The sequence below is a fragment of the Corynebacterium sp. genome, from assembly GCF_030826625.1.
In the GTDB taxonomy this organism is placed as follows: domain Bacteria; phylum Actinomycetota; class Actinomycetes; order Mycobacteriales; family Mycobacteriaceae; genus Corynebacterium.
This window is the reverse complement of the sequence record NZ_JAPJNQ010000005.1, coordinates 1-18,390: the sequence shown is the minus strand read 5'-3', so window position 1 is coordinate 18,390 and position 18,390 is coordinate 1. Positions and strand designations below refer to the sequence as shown.

At 59.4% G+C, this 18,390-nt stretch carries 16 protein-coding genes and 1 tRNA gene; 9 read left to right on the top strand and 8 right to left on the bottom strand.

The features are described from left to right. Positions 1–160 precede the first annotated feature (160 nt). The 3 genes from RCH87_RS01400 to purM all read left to right on the top strand — a co-directional run bounded on the left by RCH87_RS01400 (position 161) and on the right by purM (position 3,480). Positions 161–562, top strand: coding sequence for a sterol carrier family protein (locus RCH87_RS01400; RefSeq protein WP_306514966.1), 402 nt, complete (start codon positions 161–163; stop codon positions 560–562). Between the two features lie 173 nt (positions 563–735). Further along, entirely contained in the window at positions 736–2,295 is a 1,560-nt protein-coding gene (gene purF, locus RCH87_RS01395) for an amidophosphoribosyltransferase (RefSeq protein WP_306514965.1), read from the top strand. Between the two features lie 96 nt (positions 2,296–2,391). Beyond that, entirely contained in the window at positions 2,392–3,480 is a 1,089-nt protein-coding gene (gene purM, locus RCH87_RS01390) for a phosphoribosylformylglycinamidine cyclo-ligase (protein ID WP_306514964.1), read from the top strand. A 208-nt stretch (positions 3,481–3,688) separates the two neighbouring features. Here purM and RCH87_RS01385 read toward each other — a convergent pair whose 3' ends face one another. Both RCH87_RS01385 and RCH87_RS01380 read right to left on the bottom strand, forming a co-directional pair. Further along, on the bottom strand, positions 3,689–3,862 hold the full coding sequence (locus RCH87_RS01385) for a DUF3073 domain-containing protein (RefSeq protein ID WP_306514963.1): 174 nt from the start codon (positions 3,860–3,862) through the stop codon (positions 3,689–3,691). 119 nt (positions 3,863–3,981) lie between these two features. Beyond that, positions 3,982–5,178, bottom strand: a complete 1,197-nt coding sequence (locus RCH87_RS01380; protein WP_306514962.1) for a folate-binding protein YgfZ — start codon at positions 5,176–5,178, stop codon at positions 3,982–3,984. Positions 5,179–5,218: 40 nt separating this feature from the next. Here RCH87_RS01380 and RCH87_RS01375 point away from each other — a divergent pair, with 40 nt between their 5' ends. Then, complete coding sequence (locus tag RCH87_RS01375) at positions 5,219–6,208, top strand: aminodeoxychorismate lyase (protein WP_306514961.1); 990 nt, start codon at positions 5,219–5,221, stop codon at positions 6,206–6,208. Positions 6,209–6,299: 91 nt separating this feature from the next. On the opposite strand, the gene RCH87_RS01370 is transcribed toward RCH87_RS01375, so the two are convergent. After that, positions 6,300–6,965: an FABP family protein gene (locus tag RCH87_RS01370; protein WP_306514959.1), complete on the bottom strand. Its 666-nt coding sequence runs from the start codon at positions 6,963–6,965 to the stop codon at positions 6,300–6,302. 98 nt (positions 6,966–7,063) lie between these two features. Between RCH87_RS01370 and RCH87_RS01365 the strand changes: the two genes are divergently transcribed. Beyond that, entirely contained in the window at positions 7,064–8,098 is a 1,035-nt protein-coding gene (locus tag RCH87_RS01365) for a diacylglycerol kinase family protein (RefSeq protein WP_306514958.1), read from the top strand. Positions 8,099–8,119: 21 nt separating this feature from the next. Here RCH87_RS01365 and RCH87_RS01360 read toward each other — a convergent pair whose 3' ends face one another. Beyond that, positions 8,120–8,953: a DUF2993 domain-containing protein gene (locus tag RCH87_RS01360; RefSeq protein ID WP_306514957.1), complete on the bottom strand. Its 834-nt coding sequence runs from the start codon at positions 8,951–8,953 to the stop codon at positions 8,120–8,122. 30 nt (positions 8,954–8,983) lie between these two features. Here RCH87_RS01360 and mshD point away from each other — a divergent pair, with 30 nt between their 5' ends. Beyond that, entirely contained in the window at positions 8,984–10,042 is a 1,059-nt protein-coding gene (gene mshD / locus RCH87_RS01355; RefSeq protein ID WP_306514956.1) for a mycothiol synthase, read from the top strand. Positions 10,043–10,081: 39 nt separating this feature from the next. Here mshD and dusB read toward each other — a convergent pair whose 3' ends face one another. Next, on the bottom strand, positions 10,082–11,230 hold the full coding sequence (gene dusB, locus RCH87_RS01350) for a tRNA dihydrouridine synthase DusB (RefSeq protein WP_306514955.1): 1,149 nt from the start codon (positions 11,228–11,230) through the stop codon (positions 10,082–10,084). A 257-nt stretch (positions 11,231–11,487) separates the two neighbouring features. On the opposite strand from dusB, the gene RCH87_RS01345 reads away from it, so the two are divergent. Both RCH87_RS01345 and RCH87_RS01340 read left to right on the top strand, forming a co-directional pair. Continuing rightward, positions 11,488–12,999, top strand: coding sequence for an acetyl-CoA hydrolase/transferase family protein (locus RCH87_RS01345; protein ID WP_306514954.1), 1,512 nt, complete (start codon positions 11,488–11,490; stop codon positions 12,997–12,999). A 173-nt stretch (positions 13,000–13,172) separates the two neighbouring features. Continuing rightward, positions 13,173–13,245: transfer RNA gene (locus RCH87_RS01340), tRNA-Lys, on the top strand. Positions 13,246–13,538: 293 nt separating this feature from the next. On the opposite strand, the gene RCH87_RS01335 is transcribed toward RCH87_RS01340, so the two are convergent. Together RCH87_RS01335 and RCH87_RS01330 are read right to left on the bottom strand one after the other, a co-directional pair. Beyond that, the gene (locus RCH87_RS01335; RefSeq protein WP_306514953.1) at positions 13,539–15,884 is read right to left on the bottom strand and encodes a cation-translocating P-type ATPase; all 2,346 of its coding nucleotides are present in this window, start codon (positions 15,882–15,884) and stop codon (positions 13,539–13,541) included. Between the two features lie 109 nt (positions 15,885–15,993). Next, on the bottom strand, positions 15,994–16,236 hold the full coding sequence (locus RCH87_RS01330) for a heavy-metal-associated domain-containing protein (RefSeq protein ID WP_306514952.1): 243 nt from the start codon (positions 16,234–16,236) through the stop codon (positions 15,994–15,996). Positions 16,237–16,341: 105 nt separating this feature from the next. Here RCH87_RS01330 and RCH87_RS01325 point away from each other — a divergent pair, with 105 nt between their 5' ends. Continuing rightward, positions 16,342–17,853 carry a DUF4185 domain-containing protein gene (locus RCH87_RS01325; RefSeq protein WP_306514951.1) on the top strand — a complete coding sequence of 504 codons (1,512 nt, stop codon included), beginning with the start codon at positions 16,342–16,344 and terminating at the stop codon, positions 17,851–17,853. Here RCH87_RS01325 and RCH87_RS01320 read toward each other — a convergent pair whose 3' ends face one another. Next, positions 17,854–18,195, bottom strand: a complete 342-nt coding sequence (locus RCH87_RS01320; RefSeq protein WP_306514950.1) for a metal-sensitive transcriptional regulator — start codon at positions 18,193–18,195, stop codon at positions 17,854–17,856. Positions 18,196–18,390: the final 195 nt, after the last annotated feature.

Genomic DNA, 18,390 nt, shown 5'->3' with positions numbered 1-18,390 from the left:
CCACCTGAAACCGGCCTTTTTCGTCCACTATTTGTAAAAAAGACACCATAGATATGATTACCCGCAGACATGATCACCGGCAGACATGATTGCCGGCGACTCGTATCAAAGCATTAAGATTCGCAAGAAAGCTAAAAGAAAGCTTTTGAGGTCAAACTCTGTGAAAAAACCTGACCCTGCCAAAGCCCGCGCGGCAGTACTTGCGATCGCGGATTGGATCGCTGCCGATTCCCCTGAGGCCGCACGTGCAACTGGAGTGGCCCAACCCAGCCGTTCCCAGCTTGCCGACGCTGTGCGCCACACCGCGCGTCTACTCGCCGCCGATGCTCCCGGGCATAGCGTGGAACTGCGCGTGCCACCGTTCGTCGCTGTGCAGTGCATTGACGGCCCGCGCCACACCAGGGGAGTGCCACCAAACGTCGTCGAGGCCAGCCCGCATACTTGGTTGCGTTTGGCGACCGGACACATCGGCTGGGACGAGTTGGTGGGCGCGCCAGAAACGACAGCGTCGGGCACTCGTGCCGGAGAGATTGCGCAGTGGATGCCCGTCGTCAAGCTCTAAAGTGGTGCAGCGATTAGATACAGCAATGAGACGGCGCGATTACATACGGCAATCAGATAGAGCGATCAGACAAAGAGATCAAACAGCGATGAGCACGCGCCTGGCCCCGGCGGCGGTGGCGAAAAATTACCCCTGCTGGCAGATGTTAGCGGTTTATCCCAGCAACCGTTAAGATGAACTGCGTGGTAGCCAAAACATTTACTGACCATGCTAATCATGATGATTTCGATGATCACGGCGAAACCAAACCACGCGAAGAATGCGGCGTATTTGGAGTGTGGGCGCCGGGGCAAGAAGTCTCGAAGCTAACTTACTTTGGCCTCTACGCCATCCAGCATCGTGGCCAAGAAGCCGCTGGCATGGCTGTCGGTGGGGAAGACCGCCTGCTCGTGTTCAAAGACATGGGGCTGGTCTCGAATGTTTTTGATGAATCCCTGCTGGAATCCCTCCAAGGCGACGTTGCTATCGGCCACAACCGCTATTCGACGGCCGGCGGTAAAGAATGGGCCAACGTGCAGCCTATGTTCGGTACCTCGAAAAACGGCACCGACGTCGCTCTGGCACACAACGGCAACCTGACCAATTACCTGGAACTTCGCACCATGGCCGAAGAGCGTGGTGTGATCACTGAGGGGGATACCTCCTCGGATACGGCCGTGATGTCGGCGTTGCTTGCCGACGATGTCAGCGAAGAAAAATCAGTTTTGGAATCCGCCGCGCAGCTTCTGCCGAAGGTACAAGGCGCGTTTTCGCTGACGTTCACTGATGGCAAAACCTTATATGCTGCTCGTGATCCGCATGGCGTGCGCCCGCTGGTGCTGGGGCGTTTGGAGCGCGGCTGGGTTGTGGCCTCGGAAACCTGCGCGTTGGATATTGTCGGCGCGCAGTTCATCCGCGAGATCGAACCGGGCGAGTTGATCGCTATCGATGAAGCCGGTGTGCGTACCCAGCGCTTCGCGGAAACCACGCACAAAGGTTGCGTTTTTGAATACGTTTACCTGGCACGCCCAGATTCCACGATTCGTGGACGCAACGTTAACGCCACTCGTCTGGAGATTGGTAAGCGTCTGGCGCAGACCCACCCGGCGGATGGCGATTTGGTGATCCCGGTGCCGGAATCCGGCACCCCCGCTGCGGTGGGCTATGCCCGCGAATCTGGCATTCCTTTCGGCCAGGGTCTGGTGAAAAACGCCTACGTGCAGCGCACCTTCATCCAGCCGACGCAAACGCTACGGCAGTTGGGTATCCGTTTGAAGTTGAACCCGCTGCGCGAGGTCATTGAGGGCCAGCGGTTGGTGGTGGTGGATGATTCCATCGTCCGCGGTAACACCCAGCGCGCACTGATCAAGATGTTGCGTGAGGCCGGCGCTGCCGAGGTGCACGTGCGGATTGCCTCGCCACCGGTGAAGTGGCCATGCTTCTACGGGATCGACTTCGCCACCCCGGCCGAGTTGATCGCGAACATCGGCGGGGACGATTCGCTGGAGGGCATGACTGAAACCATCCGCACGGCCATCGGCGCGGATAGCTTGGGCTTTGTCTCTATCGACGAGATGGTGGCGGCCACGGAGCAGCCGGCGCAGCAACTGTGCACGGCGTGCTTCGACGGTAAATACCCACTGGGGCTTCCAGAAGGCAACAGCAATGCCGACGCAGTGCGCACCCTGTTGGGCAACCCGGCAATGCCGAATTCGACGGCTTCGGCGGCTTCGACGCGCAGTACAAACTCGTAGAGCTCGGCGGAAATTCAACCAAACGGAATTTCAACTAGCCGGGATTTCAACCAAACGGCATACGATTAAACGAAAATACAAGGACAACACACAATTATGACGAATTCTCCTCAGCCTGGTGCACAACCGGATTCCCCAACTTATGCCGATGCTGGCGTGAGTGTTGAAGCCGGTGAGCAAGCCGTCGAGCTGATTAAACCGCACGCCAAGCGTGCCACCCGCCCGGAGGTCCGCGGCGACCTCGGTGGCTTTGCTGGTCTGTTCGCGTTGGGTAAATACCGCGAGCCACTACTAGCATCTGGTTCGGATGGCGTGGGCACGAAATTAGCTGTTGCCCAGGCGATGGATAAACACGACACCATCGGCATCGACCTGGTGGCGATGTGCGTGGATGACCTGATCTGCTGCGGTGCCGAGCCACTGTTTTTGCAGGACTACCTGGCCATCGGCAAGGTATACCCGGAGAAAGTCGCCGATATTGTCGGTGGCATCGCTGAAGGCTGCGTTACCGCGGGATGCGCACTGTTGGGCGGAGAAACCGCTGAACACCCAGGCGTGATGGGGGAAAACGAATACGACGTTTCTGCCACCGCCGTCGGCGTCGTCGAGGCTGACGAAGTGCTCGGGCCAGAAAAAGTCAACGAGGATGATGTGGTGATCGCCATGGCATCGTCCGGCCTGCACTCCAATGGTTATTCGCTGGCCCGCCACGTCTTACTGGAACAAGCCCAGCTGCCACTGGATGGCCATATTGAAGAATTCGGCCGCACCCTCGGCGAAGAATTGTTGGAGCCGACCCGCATTTATGCCAAAGACTGCCTCGAGCTAATGTCCGAGTGCAAGGTCTCGGTGTTCTGCCACGTCACCGGTGGTGGATTGGCGAAAAACCTGGAGCGGGTAATCCCAGCAGGGTTAGCTGCCGACGTTTACCGCACCACCTGGACTCCGGGCCCGATTTTCCGCAAGATCGCCGAAACCGGCAACGTCAGCCTCGAAGCCATGGAAGAAACCTTCAACATGGGTGTGGGAATGATCGCCGTCGTCGCACCGGAGGACCGCGACCGTGCGCTGGCAGTATTGACCGCTCGCCACATCGACGCCTGGGAGTTGGGCACTGTTCGCGCAGTTGAAGACGCTGCGGATGCGCCACGCGTCGTCATGCACGGTGAACACCCACAGTTCTAGCCGGTCACGGGGCTGGCTGGCCGCGACCTTCCGTGGCCCTGCGGGAGTTCTGGTCTAGTCCCGGGCTTGCAGTATCCCCAGGCTTGCAATATCCACACAACTACCCCTTCCGGAAATGCAGGTGGTTTTCCTGCTATATCCGGAAGGGGTGTAAACGGGGTAGAAAAACTACAGCCCAGCTACCGCGGTTTCGCGGGAAGCCGAATGGCTAGTCTTCGTAGCGATCCGAGTCGTAGTCATCATCGGAATCATCCGACCAGCCACGTCCCGGTGGTTGTGAGGCGAGCTCTTTCTGGAGCGAGTCCAGATCCATTGCTGGGGAGTTGTACTTCAGCTCCCGGGCAACTTTAGTCTGCTTTGCCTTTTGGCGTCCTCGACCCATAGCCATGACCCCCTTTGGGTTAAGGGCAATCCAGGGAATTCGGATGCCCCATCTGCTTTTTATTCGTCCTGTGTTACAGGATAGAGCAAAACCGCAAAAAATTCTGCACCGGGGGATAATTAACGTCCGCGCAGCTTGTTAATTGCCGCGCGACCTGCCTTTTCTCCCTCTTCTACCGGGATAGATTCTGCGTCGATGCTCGCTGCAACATCACCGATGTTGACCTGTCCTGCATCCAGTGCGGAGCGCTTGACCACACCCAGAGCGATCGGGCCATAATCACAATCGTCGATCACCGTACCCAGCTTGCCGACGCGACGACCATTCGCTTGAATCTCTGCACCCGGGCTGGGCATCGTCGGCGCCGAACCATCCAGGTGCAGCAAAACCAGAAGTCGCGGGCTGCGCCCCAGGTTTTCTACCCGGGCGACGGTTTCTTGCCCGCGGTAGCACCCTTTTTCTAGGTGAACTGCACCAACGCGTTCGCCGCGGCCGATCCAATGTGGGATCTCATGCGGGATGGATTTTTCGTCCAGATCTACTGATTCCGCTTCCAAGGCTTTGACGCGCTCGGCGGTATAGGCCATCAAGCCAGCCAGTTGCAGCCCGGAATTTTCCAGCTCCGCGGTGGCAGTCTCGAGTTCTGCGCGGGGCACCGCGATATCGGTGCGGCTGGTTGCCCACAGGCCGGTAGTGGTCACAGAACCGGAAGCAGCGGCGGTTGCACTAGCGGCACCAGCGGCACCAGCGGTTGCACTAGCGGCACCAGCGGTGCGTTTTGTCGAAACCTTGCGCGAATACATAGTCTGCGATGGCAGCGTGAGTTCGGCAGGCCCGCCCAGTACTGTCAGGATCGCGAGCTCGGCCTCGTCGATCGTGACTTTGGACCAGAAGATCATCTTCTGCAAGAAATCCCGCAGCGAATCAAACTGGCTGGCCTCACAGTCCAGATAAAATGCCAGCTCGCCGCCGTCGTCGTCACTAGAATCGTCGCTGTTCACCGCGATATCCATGGTGTGCACGATGCGCCCCTGGGTATCTAAGTCCAAAGCGGAGCCAGACCAGCCAGCGCTGACGTCGTCAAGCTTTTGCGAAAGCAGGTTATGCAAGAACGCGGCGGCTTCCGGGCCGGTTACTTTTAATACTCGTCGATGCGAGCGGTCGATGATCGCGCCGGTGGATTCTATCGCCCGTTGCTCGTTCAGAGGCTCACCATAATGCCAGGCCACCCCGGCTACATCCGCGTGTGGGGGATCTTCCTGATAAGCCATCGCGTTCGGGCGCTGGAGCAGTACAGAACGGTATTGCGTAGTCACACCACCATGGTAGCGCCAGATCCTTGGCATAATCCATGACATGTGTGAGCAGTCTCCAGCGACCCGTGCCCAGCCCATCGTCTACACCCTGGATGTGCAGGCCGAAGCCTTCCAGCGCCACGATCCTAGCCAGCCCGTGGTGTTCTGGGACGACGCCGCGGTTACTCGCGGGGAAGCCGTTTTTGAATCGGTGCTGGTGCGCGCGGGGCATGCCGCGAATTTGCGACGCCATCTGGATCGGTTGCAGCGTTCGGCGCAGCGATTGGATTTGCCGGTCCCGCAACGTGATTTGTGGCAGGAGGTGACCGCGGTGGCCGTCGCGGATTGGCAGCAGCAGTTTCCGGCGGGTGCACAGGTGCCGGATGCGAAATGCACCTGGACGTATTCGCGTGGCCGGCAGCATGTGGGGCCGTATGCGGGGCAGCAGGTGGTCCAGGACGGCCAGCCGTATGCCGGAGAGCAGCATGTGGGGCCGACTCCGACGGCCTGGTTAGTGATCATCCCGGTGCCAGATTCTGTGCTCCAGCAACGCCGTGATGGCGTGCGCGCACAGTTAGCACCGCGCGGCTGGTCGACGACAGTCGGGGCGAAAACCGTGAACTACGCGGCCACGATGTCCGCGCTGCGCCAAGCCCGCGGCTTCGACGACGTGATTTTCGTGGAGCCTGCAAGCGACGCGTTGGCAAGCGACGCGTCGGCAAGCGCTGCTCGCGTGCTGGAAGGCGCAACGTCGACGGTGCTGCTGGTGGTGTGCGACCCTGCGAGCGGGAAGCGCAGTATGGTCACCCCAGATGGCGACGTGCTGGCTGGTACCACCGTCGCTGCTGTATTCGACTATGCGCGCGACCAGGGGTGGGCATGCGAAAACCGCCCGGTTACAGTCGCGGAACTGTACCAGGCGGAATCGGTGTGGTTGGTCTCTTCGGTGCGCATCGCGGTGCGAGTGATCGACCTCGGTGGCACGGCGTTGCCCGAACCTGCCAACCACGAAGAAATTCGGGAACTCATTGTCCGCGCGCTGAGCGTCTAGCCCAGCCACGCGCAATTGCGGGGCTCAGCGGGTCAAGCAAGTAACCGGCTACGTGCAATGAGCCAGCCGCGCGCTTTACAGCTGCGTGCAATTAACCTGCGACGCGTTGCAGCTGCGCTGACATGTATGGAGCTAGCTCGCCGTCGGTGACGCGCTCGTCAACCCAGCCCAGATCATTATTCGGCATCAGGCCGTAGAGACGCTTGCCGGGGCCGAGCGTCTTCGGGCCGGTTTCGGTGACCATGGTCGAAGCCGATTCCAGCTCCCAGGAACGCTCGTTGTGTGGCTGGCCGTACATGATCTCCACGATGCCGTCGGAGGAGGTATAGGTCAGCTCCATGGCATCCTTGCCGTCGATACGCAGGTAGCCAGTTTCGCGTCGGGAAGCACCGGCTGGCTTGCCATCTTCGTCGATGATCCAGGTGCGGGAATCGTATTTCACGTGGTTTTCGCCGTTGTGGGAGAACGTGATCTCCTGGCCAAAGGTGTGCTGGCCATCGGCAGTAATCGCCTGGCCTTCGCCACGCCACACACCAATCAGTGGCAGCACTCCCAACAAACCGTCGTTGAGGTTAGGGCCGTAACGCAGGTTCGCGGTGTCATCCGGGACTGGCAGCGCGCCCAAGCCCGTCTGCGGGATGTTCTTGTGGGCGGTCTTTTTCGCCTGCTGCTCGGCCAGGTTGACGGCTTCGTTGCCATCCAGGCGCATATTTGGGTTTACCTGGTCTTTCGGGTTGTTCTGCTCCTCGGAAGTCATAATTGTAAATTCTACCGTGGCCTGCCCCCGCGTGTAATGGGCTGAATATGCCCAGAATGTGCCCAGGTGGTGGCTGTCATGGGCTAACCTAGTCATTCGTGCGCATTTTGTTAATTGCTAATCCGAATTCGACCTCGCAAACCAACGAGTTGTTCCGACGCATCATCCCTTTGGTGCGCAGCATCGATGACTCGCATTTGATCACCAAGTTCACCCATTATGCAGGGCACGCAGAAGATATGACGCGCGGGCTTAGCCGGGATGATTACGACGTTGTGATCGCCGTCGGTGGCGACGGCACGGTCAATGAGGTCGTTAACGGTTTGTTGGGCAAGGTTGGCGATGATCGTCGTAAAGCATCGGAGGTGCCAGCTCTTGCAGTGATTCCCACCGGTTCGGCGAACGTCTTCGTGCGCGCGCTGGGCTACCCGCTCGATGCGGTGCACACTACAGAGCTGCTGGTCAACCACATTAAGAAGAATCTGCGGCGCCGCATTCGTCTCGGCACCTGGAATGATCGCTGGTTCGCCATCAACGCCGGAATTGGCATCGACGCGGACGTGTTGCACAGCATCGACCGCCTGCGGGAACAAGGCTTTGCGGCCACTCCGCTGCGGTATTTGCGCATCTCGTATCAGGCTTGGCGACGCATTCTGAACGCCCCACCGAAAATCACCGCGGAGGCAGAATCTGCCGACGGACAAACCCAGCGCATCGACGAAGCCCCGCTGGTATTCGCCTCGAATACGAATCCGTGGACGTTTTTGGGCCCACTGCCGGTGGTCACGAACCCGCGCAATTCCTTCGATAAGGGGCTGGGTACCTTTGGGCTCACCGACCTGCGTGGTTTCGGTGGATTCGTTGGGCTACTGCACCTGTTCGGGGCAGATAGCGCAGGCCGGTTGAATAAGTTCACCGATGCTCGCACGCTGCGTTTCGACGACGCCACCCGCATCACCCTGGAATGTGAGGATGAACTGCGCTTTCAGGCCGACGGCGAAACCCAGGGCAAGCTGAAATCCGTGGAGCTGAACAGCATTCCGGATGCGATCGAGGTGTTCTCGCCGGAAGAGATCATCCCCGTCCAACAGCGCGGTGTGTGGGCGGTACTGCGCGACTTGTTCCGGATCTAGTTATAGCTTCCAGTGGGTCTTTTAGCCGTGCTCAGTGGGTTTTCTAGCCGCGCTGCCCGGCTGCGCAGCGTTGCCAACCGGGGAGAGGTGTTCCGGCTGTACGATGACGTTGTTGCGCACGGCCTCGAAGACGATCGAACCGCCTTCTAGGTAGACGGCATCCGCAGCCCTATCCAGTGGCAGTTGCGTGGTATCGACGGTGAGATCGAATGCGGCCAGGGCATCGTCGTCGGCATCCTCCGGGTGCACCGAGGATTGCACGATCTTGGTTGGCCGCAGCTGAAATTCATCGCCGACCAGCCGCAGCGTCGTCAAGACCGATACCGGCTCGTGAAACCCCGGTGGACGCCCCTGGAATACGGCTTCGGTCGCGGTGCCACCGCCAGGCGAGATGTTTTTCGGGTGCGAGATCGTCAGATCGCTCATGCCCAGCCATTGCCCCATGGCCACGCCATCAAGACGCAGCGTGCGTCGCATAGATTGTGCGTTCGAGCCGACGAAATCACCAGACCACACCTGGTTGGCCTCAGCTTTGACCCCCTGCAGCGTCACGCCCGTGTTCACCATGCCCACGCCATCAACCTCGACATCCAGCGCGGAAACCCCCACCACGGGCACTTGCGAAGACAGCAGCGCCTGCAAATACGGGATTCCCCCGACATACACCGAGGGGGCGGTTTCTAGCGCGGTCCCTGCCTGTGGAGCATAAGTTTCATGCACCGCATCGGAAATTTGACGCTCTACATTGGCGGCCACTGCGGTATCACCCACCCAGGCAAGCCCGACGACACCGGCGATACCCAGGGCCCCGGCTGTGATGCGGGCGGTTTTGCGCTTGACGACGATCGACGACACTCCTCATTCATACCGTATTAGGGTGGGGGCATGGCTAATTGTGAACAATTGCGTTTTCAGCACACCGACCTCGCAGGCAGCGAGGCGAACCCGAAGACCGTCGCCGCGGCAGAAGAGATCTTGCGGCAGGCAGAATCTGCCGACGGTTTCGCTGCGCTGTCTGAGCAGTTCGTCGCAGGGCTGACTGATCCACGGGTTGGGCACCAGCATGTGCTGGTTTTTAACGGCGACGAACTCGTTGGGTTTGCCGGGCTCGAGGAATCCGCTGGGGAGATCTCCGCGGAGCTGGTGATCGCGCCGGGGCACCGTCGGCAGGGCTATGGCAACTGCTTGTACGAGCACCTGGCAGAAGCCGTCGACAAGCAAGGCAAAAAGCTGCAGGTATGGGCGCATGGGCAGCTGCCAGCGGCGCAAGCGATTGCAGAACAGCGTGGTTTGGCGATCGTGCGGCACTTGTTGGTGATGTCAGTGACCGGTCAGGCGCTGGAGAAGGCAGGACAGCCGGGGGAAGGCCCGGGCGGTTATGTGACGAAGAATTATCGCGAATCGGTGGAGGCCTTTGGCACCGAGCACGTCGAAGAAAGCTGGATTGCGGCGAATAACCAGGCGTTTTCCTGGCATCCAGAACAAGGCGGTTGGGATCGCGACCGGTTGCACCGCTCGATGGAAGCCGAGTGGTTTGATCCGCAGGACGTGATTTTTCTGTGGGATGTCGGTACTGCTGGTGCTGGTGCTGGTGCGGCTGGTGCTAGCGCTGGTGAGGCCGACGCTCCAGACGCAGCCGTCGACAAGCGCCCTGTTCTGGCGGGTTTTCACTGGACGAAATGGCATGGCGCTGCCGAAGACTCCGCGAAAGCCGTCGGTGAGGTCTACGTGATCGCGTTGGCTAGCGCGTATCAAGGCCGTGGTTTGTCTGGGCACCTGCTGCGCCTGGGAATTAAACAAATGGTGAATAAAGGCGCAACAGAAGTCATCCTGTATGTCGAAAAAGATAATGAATCTGCGGTGCGGGTTTATGAAAAATCTGGTTTCGACATCGCGGAAAACCACGTGGTTTATGCCGCAAACAGCAAAAACGACGCTGCATAAACTCTGCTGACGCTGCATAAACTCTGTGGCTCGCCGGTACTAGCCGCCCGAGTTCATCGACTCCGCACCAGCGAGCGCGCGGGCATCATCTTGTGGATCATCCAACCAGCCATCCGGCAGCGCCACCTTCGATGGGGAGCCTTGGCGGCCACGAGCGCCATCGGCGTCGTCGGCAAGCGCGGGCGAATCTGCCCACGGCGCGAGCTCGTCGGCAAGCTCTGCCAGTGACGAGACCTTTGCCAGGCGAGCGCGCACCTCGCTGCCGACTGGGTAACCGCGCAGATACCAGCCCATGTGTTTGCGCAGGTCGCGGCAGGCACGGTCTTCGCCTTGGTGTTCGGCAAGAAGTTCCGCGTGGCGGGTGATGATACCGGTCAGTTCGCCTAGCGTCGGCGGGCTCGGGATCTCCTCGCCGCGCAGGTGGGCAGACAACTCGGCGAAAAGCCACGGCCGGCCCAGGCAGCCGCGGCCGATGACCACACCATCGCAGCCGGTGGCATCCATCATTGCGGAGGCGTCGGAGGCTTTGAAGATATCGCCGTTTCCCAACACCGGAATGCCGGTGTGCGCGAGGTGTTGTTTGAGCGCGGCGATCTGTTCCCAGTCCGCAGTGCCGGAATAACGCTGCGCGGCGGTGCGCCCATGCAAAGCGACAGCCTGGGCGCCTTCGTCGACGGCGATGCGCCCGGCGTCCAAATGCGTGTGGTGTGCATCGTCGATGCCGATGCGGAACTTCACCGTGACCGGAATATCAGTGCCTTCGGTTGCCTTGACGGCTGCTGCCACGATCTCACCGAACAAGCGGCGTTTATACGGCAAGGCAGCGCCGCCACCGCGTCTGGTGACCTTCGGTACCGGGCAGCCGAAATTCATATCGATATGATCGGCCATATTTTGCTCGACGATCATCTTCGCGGCCTTGAAAGTCCACTCGGGATCCACCGTATAAAGCTGCAATGAGCGCGGGGATTCCTCTGGCGCGAAGGTGGTCATGTGCAGCGTTTTTTCGTTGCGCTCTGCCAGCGCGCGGGCAGTGACCATCTCGCAGACATACAAGCCAGAGACGGTGCCGGTCTTCGTGATTTCTTGTTCCCGGCACAGGCGTCGGAAAGCAACGTTAGTCACCCCGGCCATGGGGGCCAGGACGACGGGGGAAGACAGCTGGTGGGGGCCGATCGTTAAGCTCACAGGCCTATTGTCGCTAACGACGGTGAATCCACCAAACGCAGGCGCTTGTGTGCAGGCACATGTGGTGTGAGCGTGCTGTGGCTATGACCTGGATTAGTATTCAGCATGAACACAATCACAGTGACCTCCGCTATACTGTGATTGCAGAAGCGCTACGCAGAAATTGCGTCCTGGGTCCCATGAGTGGTCTCGGTTCGGATGCAACTGCACGGCGTGCCTAGAAAACGAACGAGAAGTTCCGAACAAGGAGAGATAACGTGGCTGACCGTATCCTTAACGAATTCTTTAAAGACAAGATCACTACCGCGGAACAAGCTGCGGCGCACGTCAACAATGGCGACAAGATCGGTATGTCTGGCTTTACTGGCGCCGGCTACCCAAAGGCGCTGCCTACCGCGATCGCTAACAAGGCGAAGGCTGCCCACGACAAGGGCGAAGAATTCAAGATCGACCTGTTCACTGGTGCTTCCACCGCTCCTGAGTGTGATGGTGTGCTGGCAGAAGCCAACGCGATTAACTACCGCACCCCTTATAACTCTGATCCAAACCTGCGTAATCAATTCAACGCCGGTGAGGCTAAGTACCAGGACATTCACCTGTCCCACTTGGGCCTGCAGGTAGAGCAGGGCTTCTTCGGTCGCTTCCAGGTTGCCATCATTGAGGCCACCAAGATCACCGAAGACGGCAAGATCGTGCCATCCTCGGCAGTGGGTAACAACCTGGAGTGGATCGACAACGCCGATAAGGTCATCATCGAGGTCAACTCTTGGCAGTCCGAAAACCTCGAGGGCATGCACGACATCTACCAGATCCCACGCAAGCCGAACCGTACTCCAGTGCCGATCGTCAACGTGGGTGACCGTATTGGTTCCCCATACATCGAGATCGACAAGGAAAAGGTCGTCGCTGTTGTCAAAACCGATTCGGCAGACCGCAACGCACCATTTAGCGAACCCGACGAGATCTCTGAGAAGATCGCCGCGAACTTCCTGAAGTTCCTTGAGGCTGAGGTCGAAGCGGGACGCCTGGAATACGACCAGTTCATCCTGCAATCCGGCGTCGGTAACGTGCCAAACGCTGTGATGGCGGGTCTGCTGGACTCCAAGTTCGAAAACATCACTGCCTACACCGAGGTTATCCAGGACGGCATGCTGGACCTGATCGATGCCGGCAAGATGACCGTTGCCTCGGCTACCTCGTTCGCTCTGTCGCCAGAGTATGCAGAGAAGATGAACGACCAGGCAGAGAAGTACCGCGAGCACATCATCCTGCGCCCACAGCAGATCTCTAACCACCCAGAGGTCATCCGCCGCATGGGCCTGATCTCGTCGAACGGTGCGATTGAGGCCGACATTTACGGCAACATCAACTCCACCAACGTCATGGGCTCGCGTGTGATGAACGGCATCGGTGGTTCCGGTGACTTCACCCGTAACGCCTACATTTCGACGTTTATCTCCCCATCCCAGGCTAAGGGGGGCGCGATTTCCGCGATCGTTCCTTTCGCTTCGCACATCGACCACACCGAGCACGACACCATGGTGTTCATCACCGAGTACGGCTACGCCGACCTGCGTGGTCTCACCCCACGTGACCGTGCCGAGAAGATGATTGCGATCGCACACCCTGATTACCGCGATGAGCTGCAGGCTTACTTCGACCGCGCGATGAAGCAGCAGCACGTACACACCCCGGTTGATCTGGAAACTGCGTTCAACTTCCAGCGCAACTTCGAAGAGTACGGCGATATGCGTGGTAAGCAGGACTAATCCCTGAACCAAGCTGAGCTTTTGCTCGACACCCCTGCTGGTGTGTGCGCACCTGGTGGGGGTGACAGTTTCTAGGCTGGCGTGATAGCTCGACACCCCTGCTGGTGCAGTTTCTGCACCTGGCCGGGGTGATTTTTATTTATGTTTGCTTTGTATTACGATGGTGAGCTGTTGGGCCTTTAGCTCAGTTGGTAGAGCTGCGGACTTTTAATCCGAAGGTCGCGGGTTCGACCCCCGCAGGGCCCACAAAACAGTTAAACCCCCTGGTCAAGAAATTGATCAGGGGGTTTGCTGTATCTGCTTTGCTCTTGATCGAGGTTATGGGGATGTGCGGCAAAATGTGCGCGTCTCCAAAAGTGTGTCTGGTTGGGGCGTCGCCCAGAGTATGGTCCTGTTTTGCAAATAGTGAGCGAAAAAGTCCGGTTTCAGGGGGCTTATTTGCAAAACGGGACCACAGACATGACGACCGGCAGACATGACGACCGGCAGACATGATTACCGGCGACGGGTTAAGCGGGCTCGGCACCGACGAGTGCGGGCTAGGCACTCACGTCGGCATCTGCGGTGGACTCGAATCCACGCAAGCGCAGGCTGTTGCTGACCACGAACACGCTCGACAGCGCCATCGCGGCACCTGCCAGCATTGGGTTCAGCAAGCCGAGAGCAGCCAAGGGGATAGCAGCGGTGTTATAGGCAAAAGCCCAGAACAGATTGCCTTTGATGGTGCCGAGCGTGCGGCGGGAAAGCCGGATGGCGTCGGTGGCTGCCCGCAGATCGCCGCGCACCAGGGTGATGTCGGCGGATTCCATAGCCACATCGGTGCCGGTGCCCATCGCCATGCCCAGATCCGCTTGCGCCAGGGCAGGGGCATCGTTGATGCCGTCGCCGACCATTGCCACCTTGTATCCGTGCGCCTGAAAACCCTCGATCACCGCGACCTTGTCTTCCGGCATGACCTCGGCTTTCACGTGGTCGATCCCGACTTCACGTGCCACGGTCTCCGCCACCGCCTGGTTATCGCCGGTCAGCAGCATCGTCTCAATGCCGAGCTCGCGGAACTGCTTGATCGCCGCAGCGCTGGTGTCTTTGACCCGATCGGCGACGGTGAACACGGCGACGGGGGCGCCGTCGACAAGCACGGCTAGCGCGGTGTGTCCCTGCTTCTGCGCCTGCACGAACGGCTGCTGCAGCACACCCAGGTCTTCGTTGTCTGCCAGACTCGGCTTGCCGACGGCTACCGTGCGCCCGTCCACCACCCCGCGCACGCCGGCACTGCGGATGGACTCGAAATCGCTGACCTCGCTCAGCGTGGCATCGTCGCGGTTGTTTATGGCTGCGCGGGCGATCGCGCGGCCAATCGGGTGCTCGGATTCGTGCTCTAGGCTGCCGGCTAGGTGGAGGATGTCGTCGCGCGTCAGGTCGTCGCGGTCGATGCCTTCGGCGGTGATGACGTCGGCAAGCTCCATGACACCCGTGGTGACGGTGCCGGTTTTATCTAGGACAACGCGATCAATACCGCGGGACTGTTCGAGTACCTCCGGGCCTTTGATCAGCACACCCATCTGCGCGCCACGGCCGGTACCCACCAGCAAGGCAGTGGGGGTTGCCAGACCCAGCGCGCACGGGCAGGCGATGATCAGCACAGCGACGGCTGCAGTGAACGCCGCGGCCGGGTCTCCGTCGATGACAAGCCAGGCAAGCAGCGTGATCACCGCGACCACGATGACGACGGGGACGAAAATGCCGGCGATTTTATCGGCGAGACGCTGCGCGGAAGCCTTGCCTGACTGGGCGTCTTCGACCATCTGCGCCATCTGAGCCAGCTGGGTGTCTTTCCCGACTTTGCTTGCGCGCACCACCAGCTTGCCGCCGCCGACGTTGATGGTGGCGCCGGCGACGGTATCGTCCGGGCCGGCTTCCACCGGAACGGATTCGCCACTGAGCATTGAGGTATCAATGGTGCTGTGGCCGGATACGATCACGCCGTCGGTGGCAATCTTTTCGCCATCGCGGACGACGAATTCATCGCCGACGGTCAGCTCATCGATGCTGATGGTTGTCTCTTTGCCATCGCGCAGCACCGTGACTTCACTGGCACCCAGATCCAGCAGCGCACGCAGGGCGGAACCAGCGCTGCGCTTCGAACGCTTTTCAAAATAACGTCCCAGCAGGATGAACGTGATAACGCCAGCGGCGACTTCGAGGTAGATGTGGCTGAGCCCGTCGCCACGGGAGATGGTGAAATCGAAGCCGTGGCGCATCCCGGCCGCACCCGCGGAACCGAAAACCAGCGCGACAATCGACCATGCCAGTGCCGAGGAGGTGCCCAGCGAGATCAGCGTATCCATGGTCACGCTGCCGTGTTTGAGGTTTTGCCACGTCGCCTTATGGAACGGCCGCCCGGCCCACAGCACGACTGGGAGAGTCAACGCCAGGGAGACCCAGCCCCAGTAGTCGAACTGCCAGGCCGGGACCATGGCCAGCGCGATGACGGGCACCGACAGCACCGCTGAGACGATGAGGCGGCGTCGTAAAGAATCCAGCTCGGCTTCGGCCATCGCATCCTGCGGGGCCTGCGAGCCCGGCGTAGTGGTATCCGGGATGAGTTCTGCGCCGTAGCCGGTCTTTTCGACGGTGGCGATCAGCGCGTCGGCGTCTAGGGTGTTTGCGGCGCCGGTGATGGTGGCTTTTTCCGTGGCGTAGTTGACCTGTGCCTGCACGCCGTCATGCTTGTTGAGTTTCTTTTCGACGCGTGCCGCGCAGGATGCGCATGTCATGCCGGAAATATTCAGCTCGATAGTGGCCGCAGAGCTGGCTGAGGCTGTAGCGCTGGCTCTGGACGCAGCGTTGATCGGGGACGGTGACGATGGTGTCGGAGTGGGCATAGTGGGACATGCTCCTTTGCGCGCATTGTTTTCGTATCGTTTGCGTGTTGCTTTCGCATGGTTTGCGCATTGTTTTCGCGGTGTCGAGTGCGCAGTTTTATGTGCAGTGTTATGCGCGTTCGGCGGTGTAGCCGGCTTCATCGACAGCGGCGATAATGTCCTGATCAGTAGCAGGGTTTTCTGCGCCTTCGTGGAAGTGCACTGTGAGTACGCCACTGGCGGAGCTGACATCTAAGCCGGAAACTCCGGACAGTTGGGATACTTCTTCGCGCACGGCTTTTTCGCAATGCTCGCAGCTCATTCCGGTGACTTTGTAGGTTGCTGCTGGATTGGATGCGTTCTTGGTCGACATTGTGAGCCTTTCTGTTGGAACAATCTTTATGGGGACTCTATACGTCCCATGTTATACCCCTATGGGGTATACGGCAACGGTGGGTGGTGGTCTATATTGCTGGTTATGACAAAACCACGCCGCGCACAGCGGCCTTCATGCAAAAAGCGGCCATATGTGCTGCTCATCGCACTGGGATTGAGCTTCAGTTTTGGACTTGGATCTGGTGTAAATCCGGTAGCAGCCCACGCGCAATCATCATTCGGTTCCTCCAATGGAGGTGGGCAAGGTAGCAGGCCAGCTCCACAACCGGCACCGCAGCCGGGTCCGGTACCACAGCCAGAACGCCCGGAACAGCCTGGTCAGCCGGGGCAACCAGGGCAACCGGGTCAGCCGGAACAGCCGCATAAGCCACGTCAAGATTTCAACGTCACGATGTTGGGTGATCTGCTCGGCGTCGGCAAGTCCGATGCCGCCGGTTTTTATTCCGGTGACCTGGGGATCATGCGTGAAATCACCCCAGGTAAGAAATTTGCGGTGGTATTTGGCGATTCTTTCCGTGGCCAGCGTTTTGGGCAAGGCGAATGGATGAGCCCGGTTGGTGTCGTCGCCCAGAAAACCCCGGACGGCCGCATTGAAATCCTGAAGCCACTGAATGACGGCGCCAAAGCTGAACAGCTGATTCAATATTCCCACGGCAATAACGGTCTGACCGTGATCCCATCCGATCTGCTCAACCTCAATGGCACCCTGTACATGCAAGGTATGTGGAATAAACCATTGGGAAATGTCACGCACACACAAATCTGGAAATCCGTCGACCACGGCGCGACCTGGCAATCCGTCGGTACGATCGAAGGCGGCTACAAGGGTGGGCTAATGCAGCTGCTGTCCTGGGAGCAAGGCCCGGATGGCTGGATCTATCAGGTGTCGACGAAATTTGGCCGCAAGCACGACGTGTACCTGAGCCGCATGCAGCCTGGCGAGCTGACCAACCCGCGCGCCTGGCAACATTTCAACCCGCGGACGGGGCAGTGGGAGTTGGCGTCGACAAGAACCCTGCACCCGGTGCTCAGCGAGCCTGTACAGGCCGGAGAAATGTCTTTGCGCTATATCCAAGGTCATTGGGTGCTGGCAATGTTCAACGAGCAGACATTGGCCGTGGAGGTCCGTATTTCCCGCGAGCTGGCGACCGACTGGAACCGTGTGCCGGTGGCGACCATCGTGCGCAACGGGCCGTGGAGTCAGCCACAGGGGCCGGATAACTTCTCGCAGCCGTATGGTGGCTACATCACGCCCGGTTCGACCCTGGATAACCTGGATTTGGTGATCTCGCAATGGAACACCTCGGACAATTCGCGCTATAACTCCACGCAATTCAATGTGCGCGGGCTGGATAAATTCTTTGGTATTAACGGCGTTGAGGGTGCTGACGGTACTGAGGGTGCTCACACAATGCAGCCTCGTGCGCTGCGCTCGGCACCGGTACCAGATGTTGACGTTAGGCCGTTCGATGCGGAAGTCCTGGATGTTACCGAGGTGGCTCCAGACGACGCCGCGATACCGCAACTGACCACTGATGAGACCGCCACGATCGTCGAACTTGACGACGCCGAAGCTGTCGCGCTGTTGAACTAGCTAGCTCTTTACGATCTTGCGGATGGCCTTCATGGCCTCGTCCAGTGTGGCTTCTGCCTGCGGCCCGGATTGGGTCGCGGCATCGGCCACGCACGAATGGATGTGGTCGTTGAGCAGATCCAGCGAGACATTCTCTAGTGCAGAGGTGATCGCGGAGATCTGGGTGATGATGTCGATGCAGTACTGATCCTCGTCGATCATGCGTTGGATGCCGCGGGCTTGACCTTCGATGCGGCGCAAACGCGAGAGATAGCGCGGCTTGTCGACGCTATAGCCATGTTCGTGATGGGTGCATGGGCAGTTTTCGTCGGATTGTTGTGCTGCAGGCTTCGCGGCGTTCATGATGTGTAGATTACTGCTTGCTATAACGTACATACAAGCCGCGAAAAACTGCCTTCTGCCTGCTGTTTTGTGTAACATCAAGACATGTATTAATGTATTGCAAGTCGCCGACACCAAGGAAACAAGGTGTTGAACACGCTAGCCCCCATCGTCTAGCGGCCTAGGACACTGCCCTTTCACGGCAGCGGCACGGGT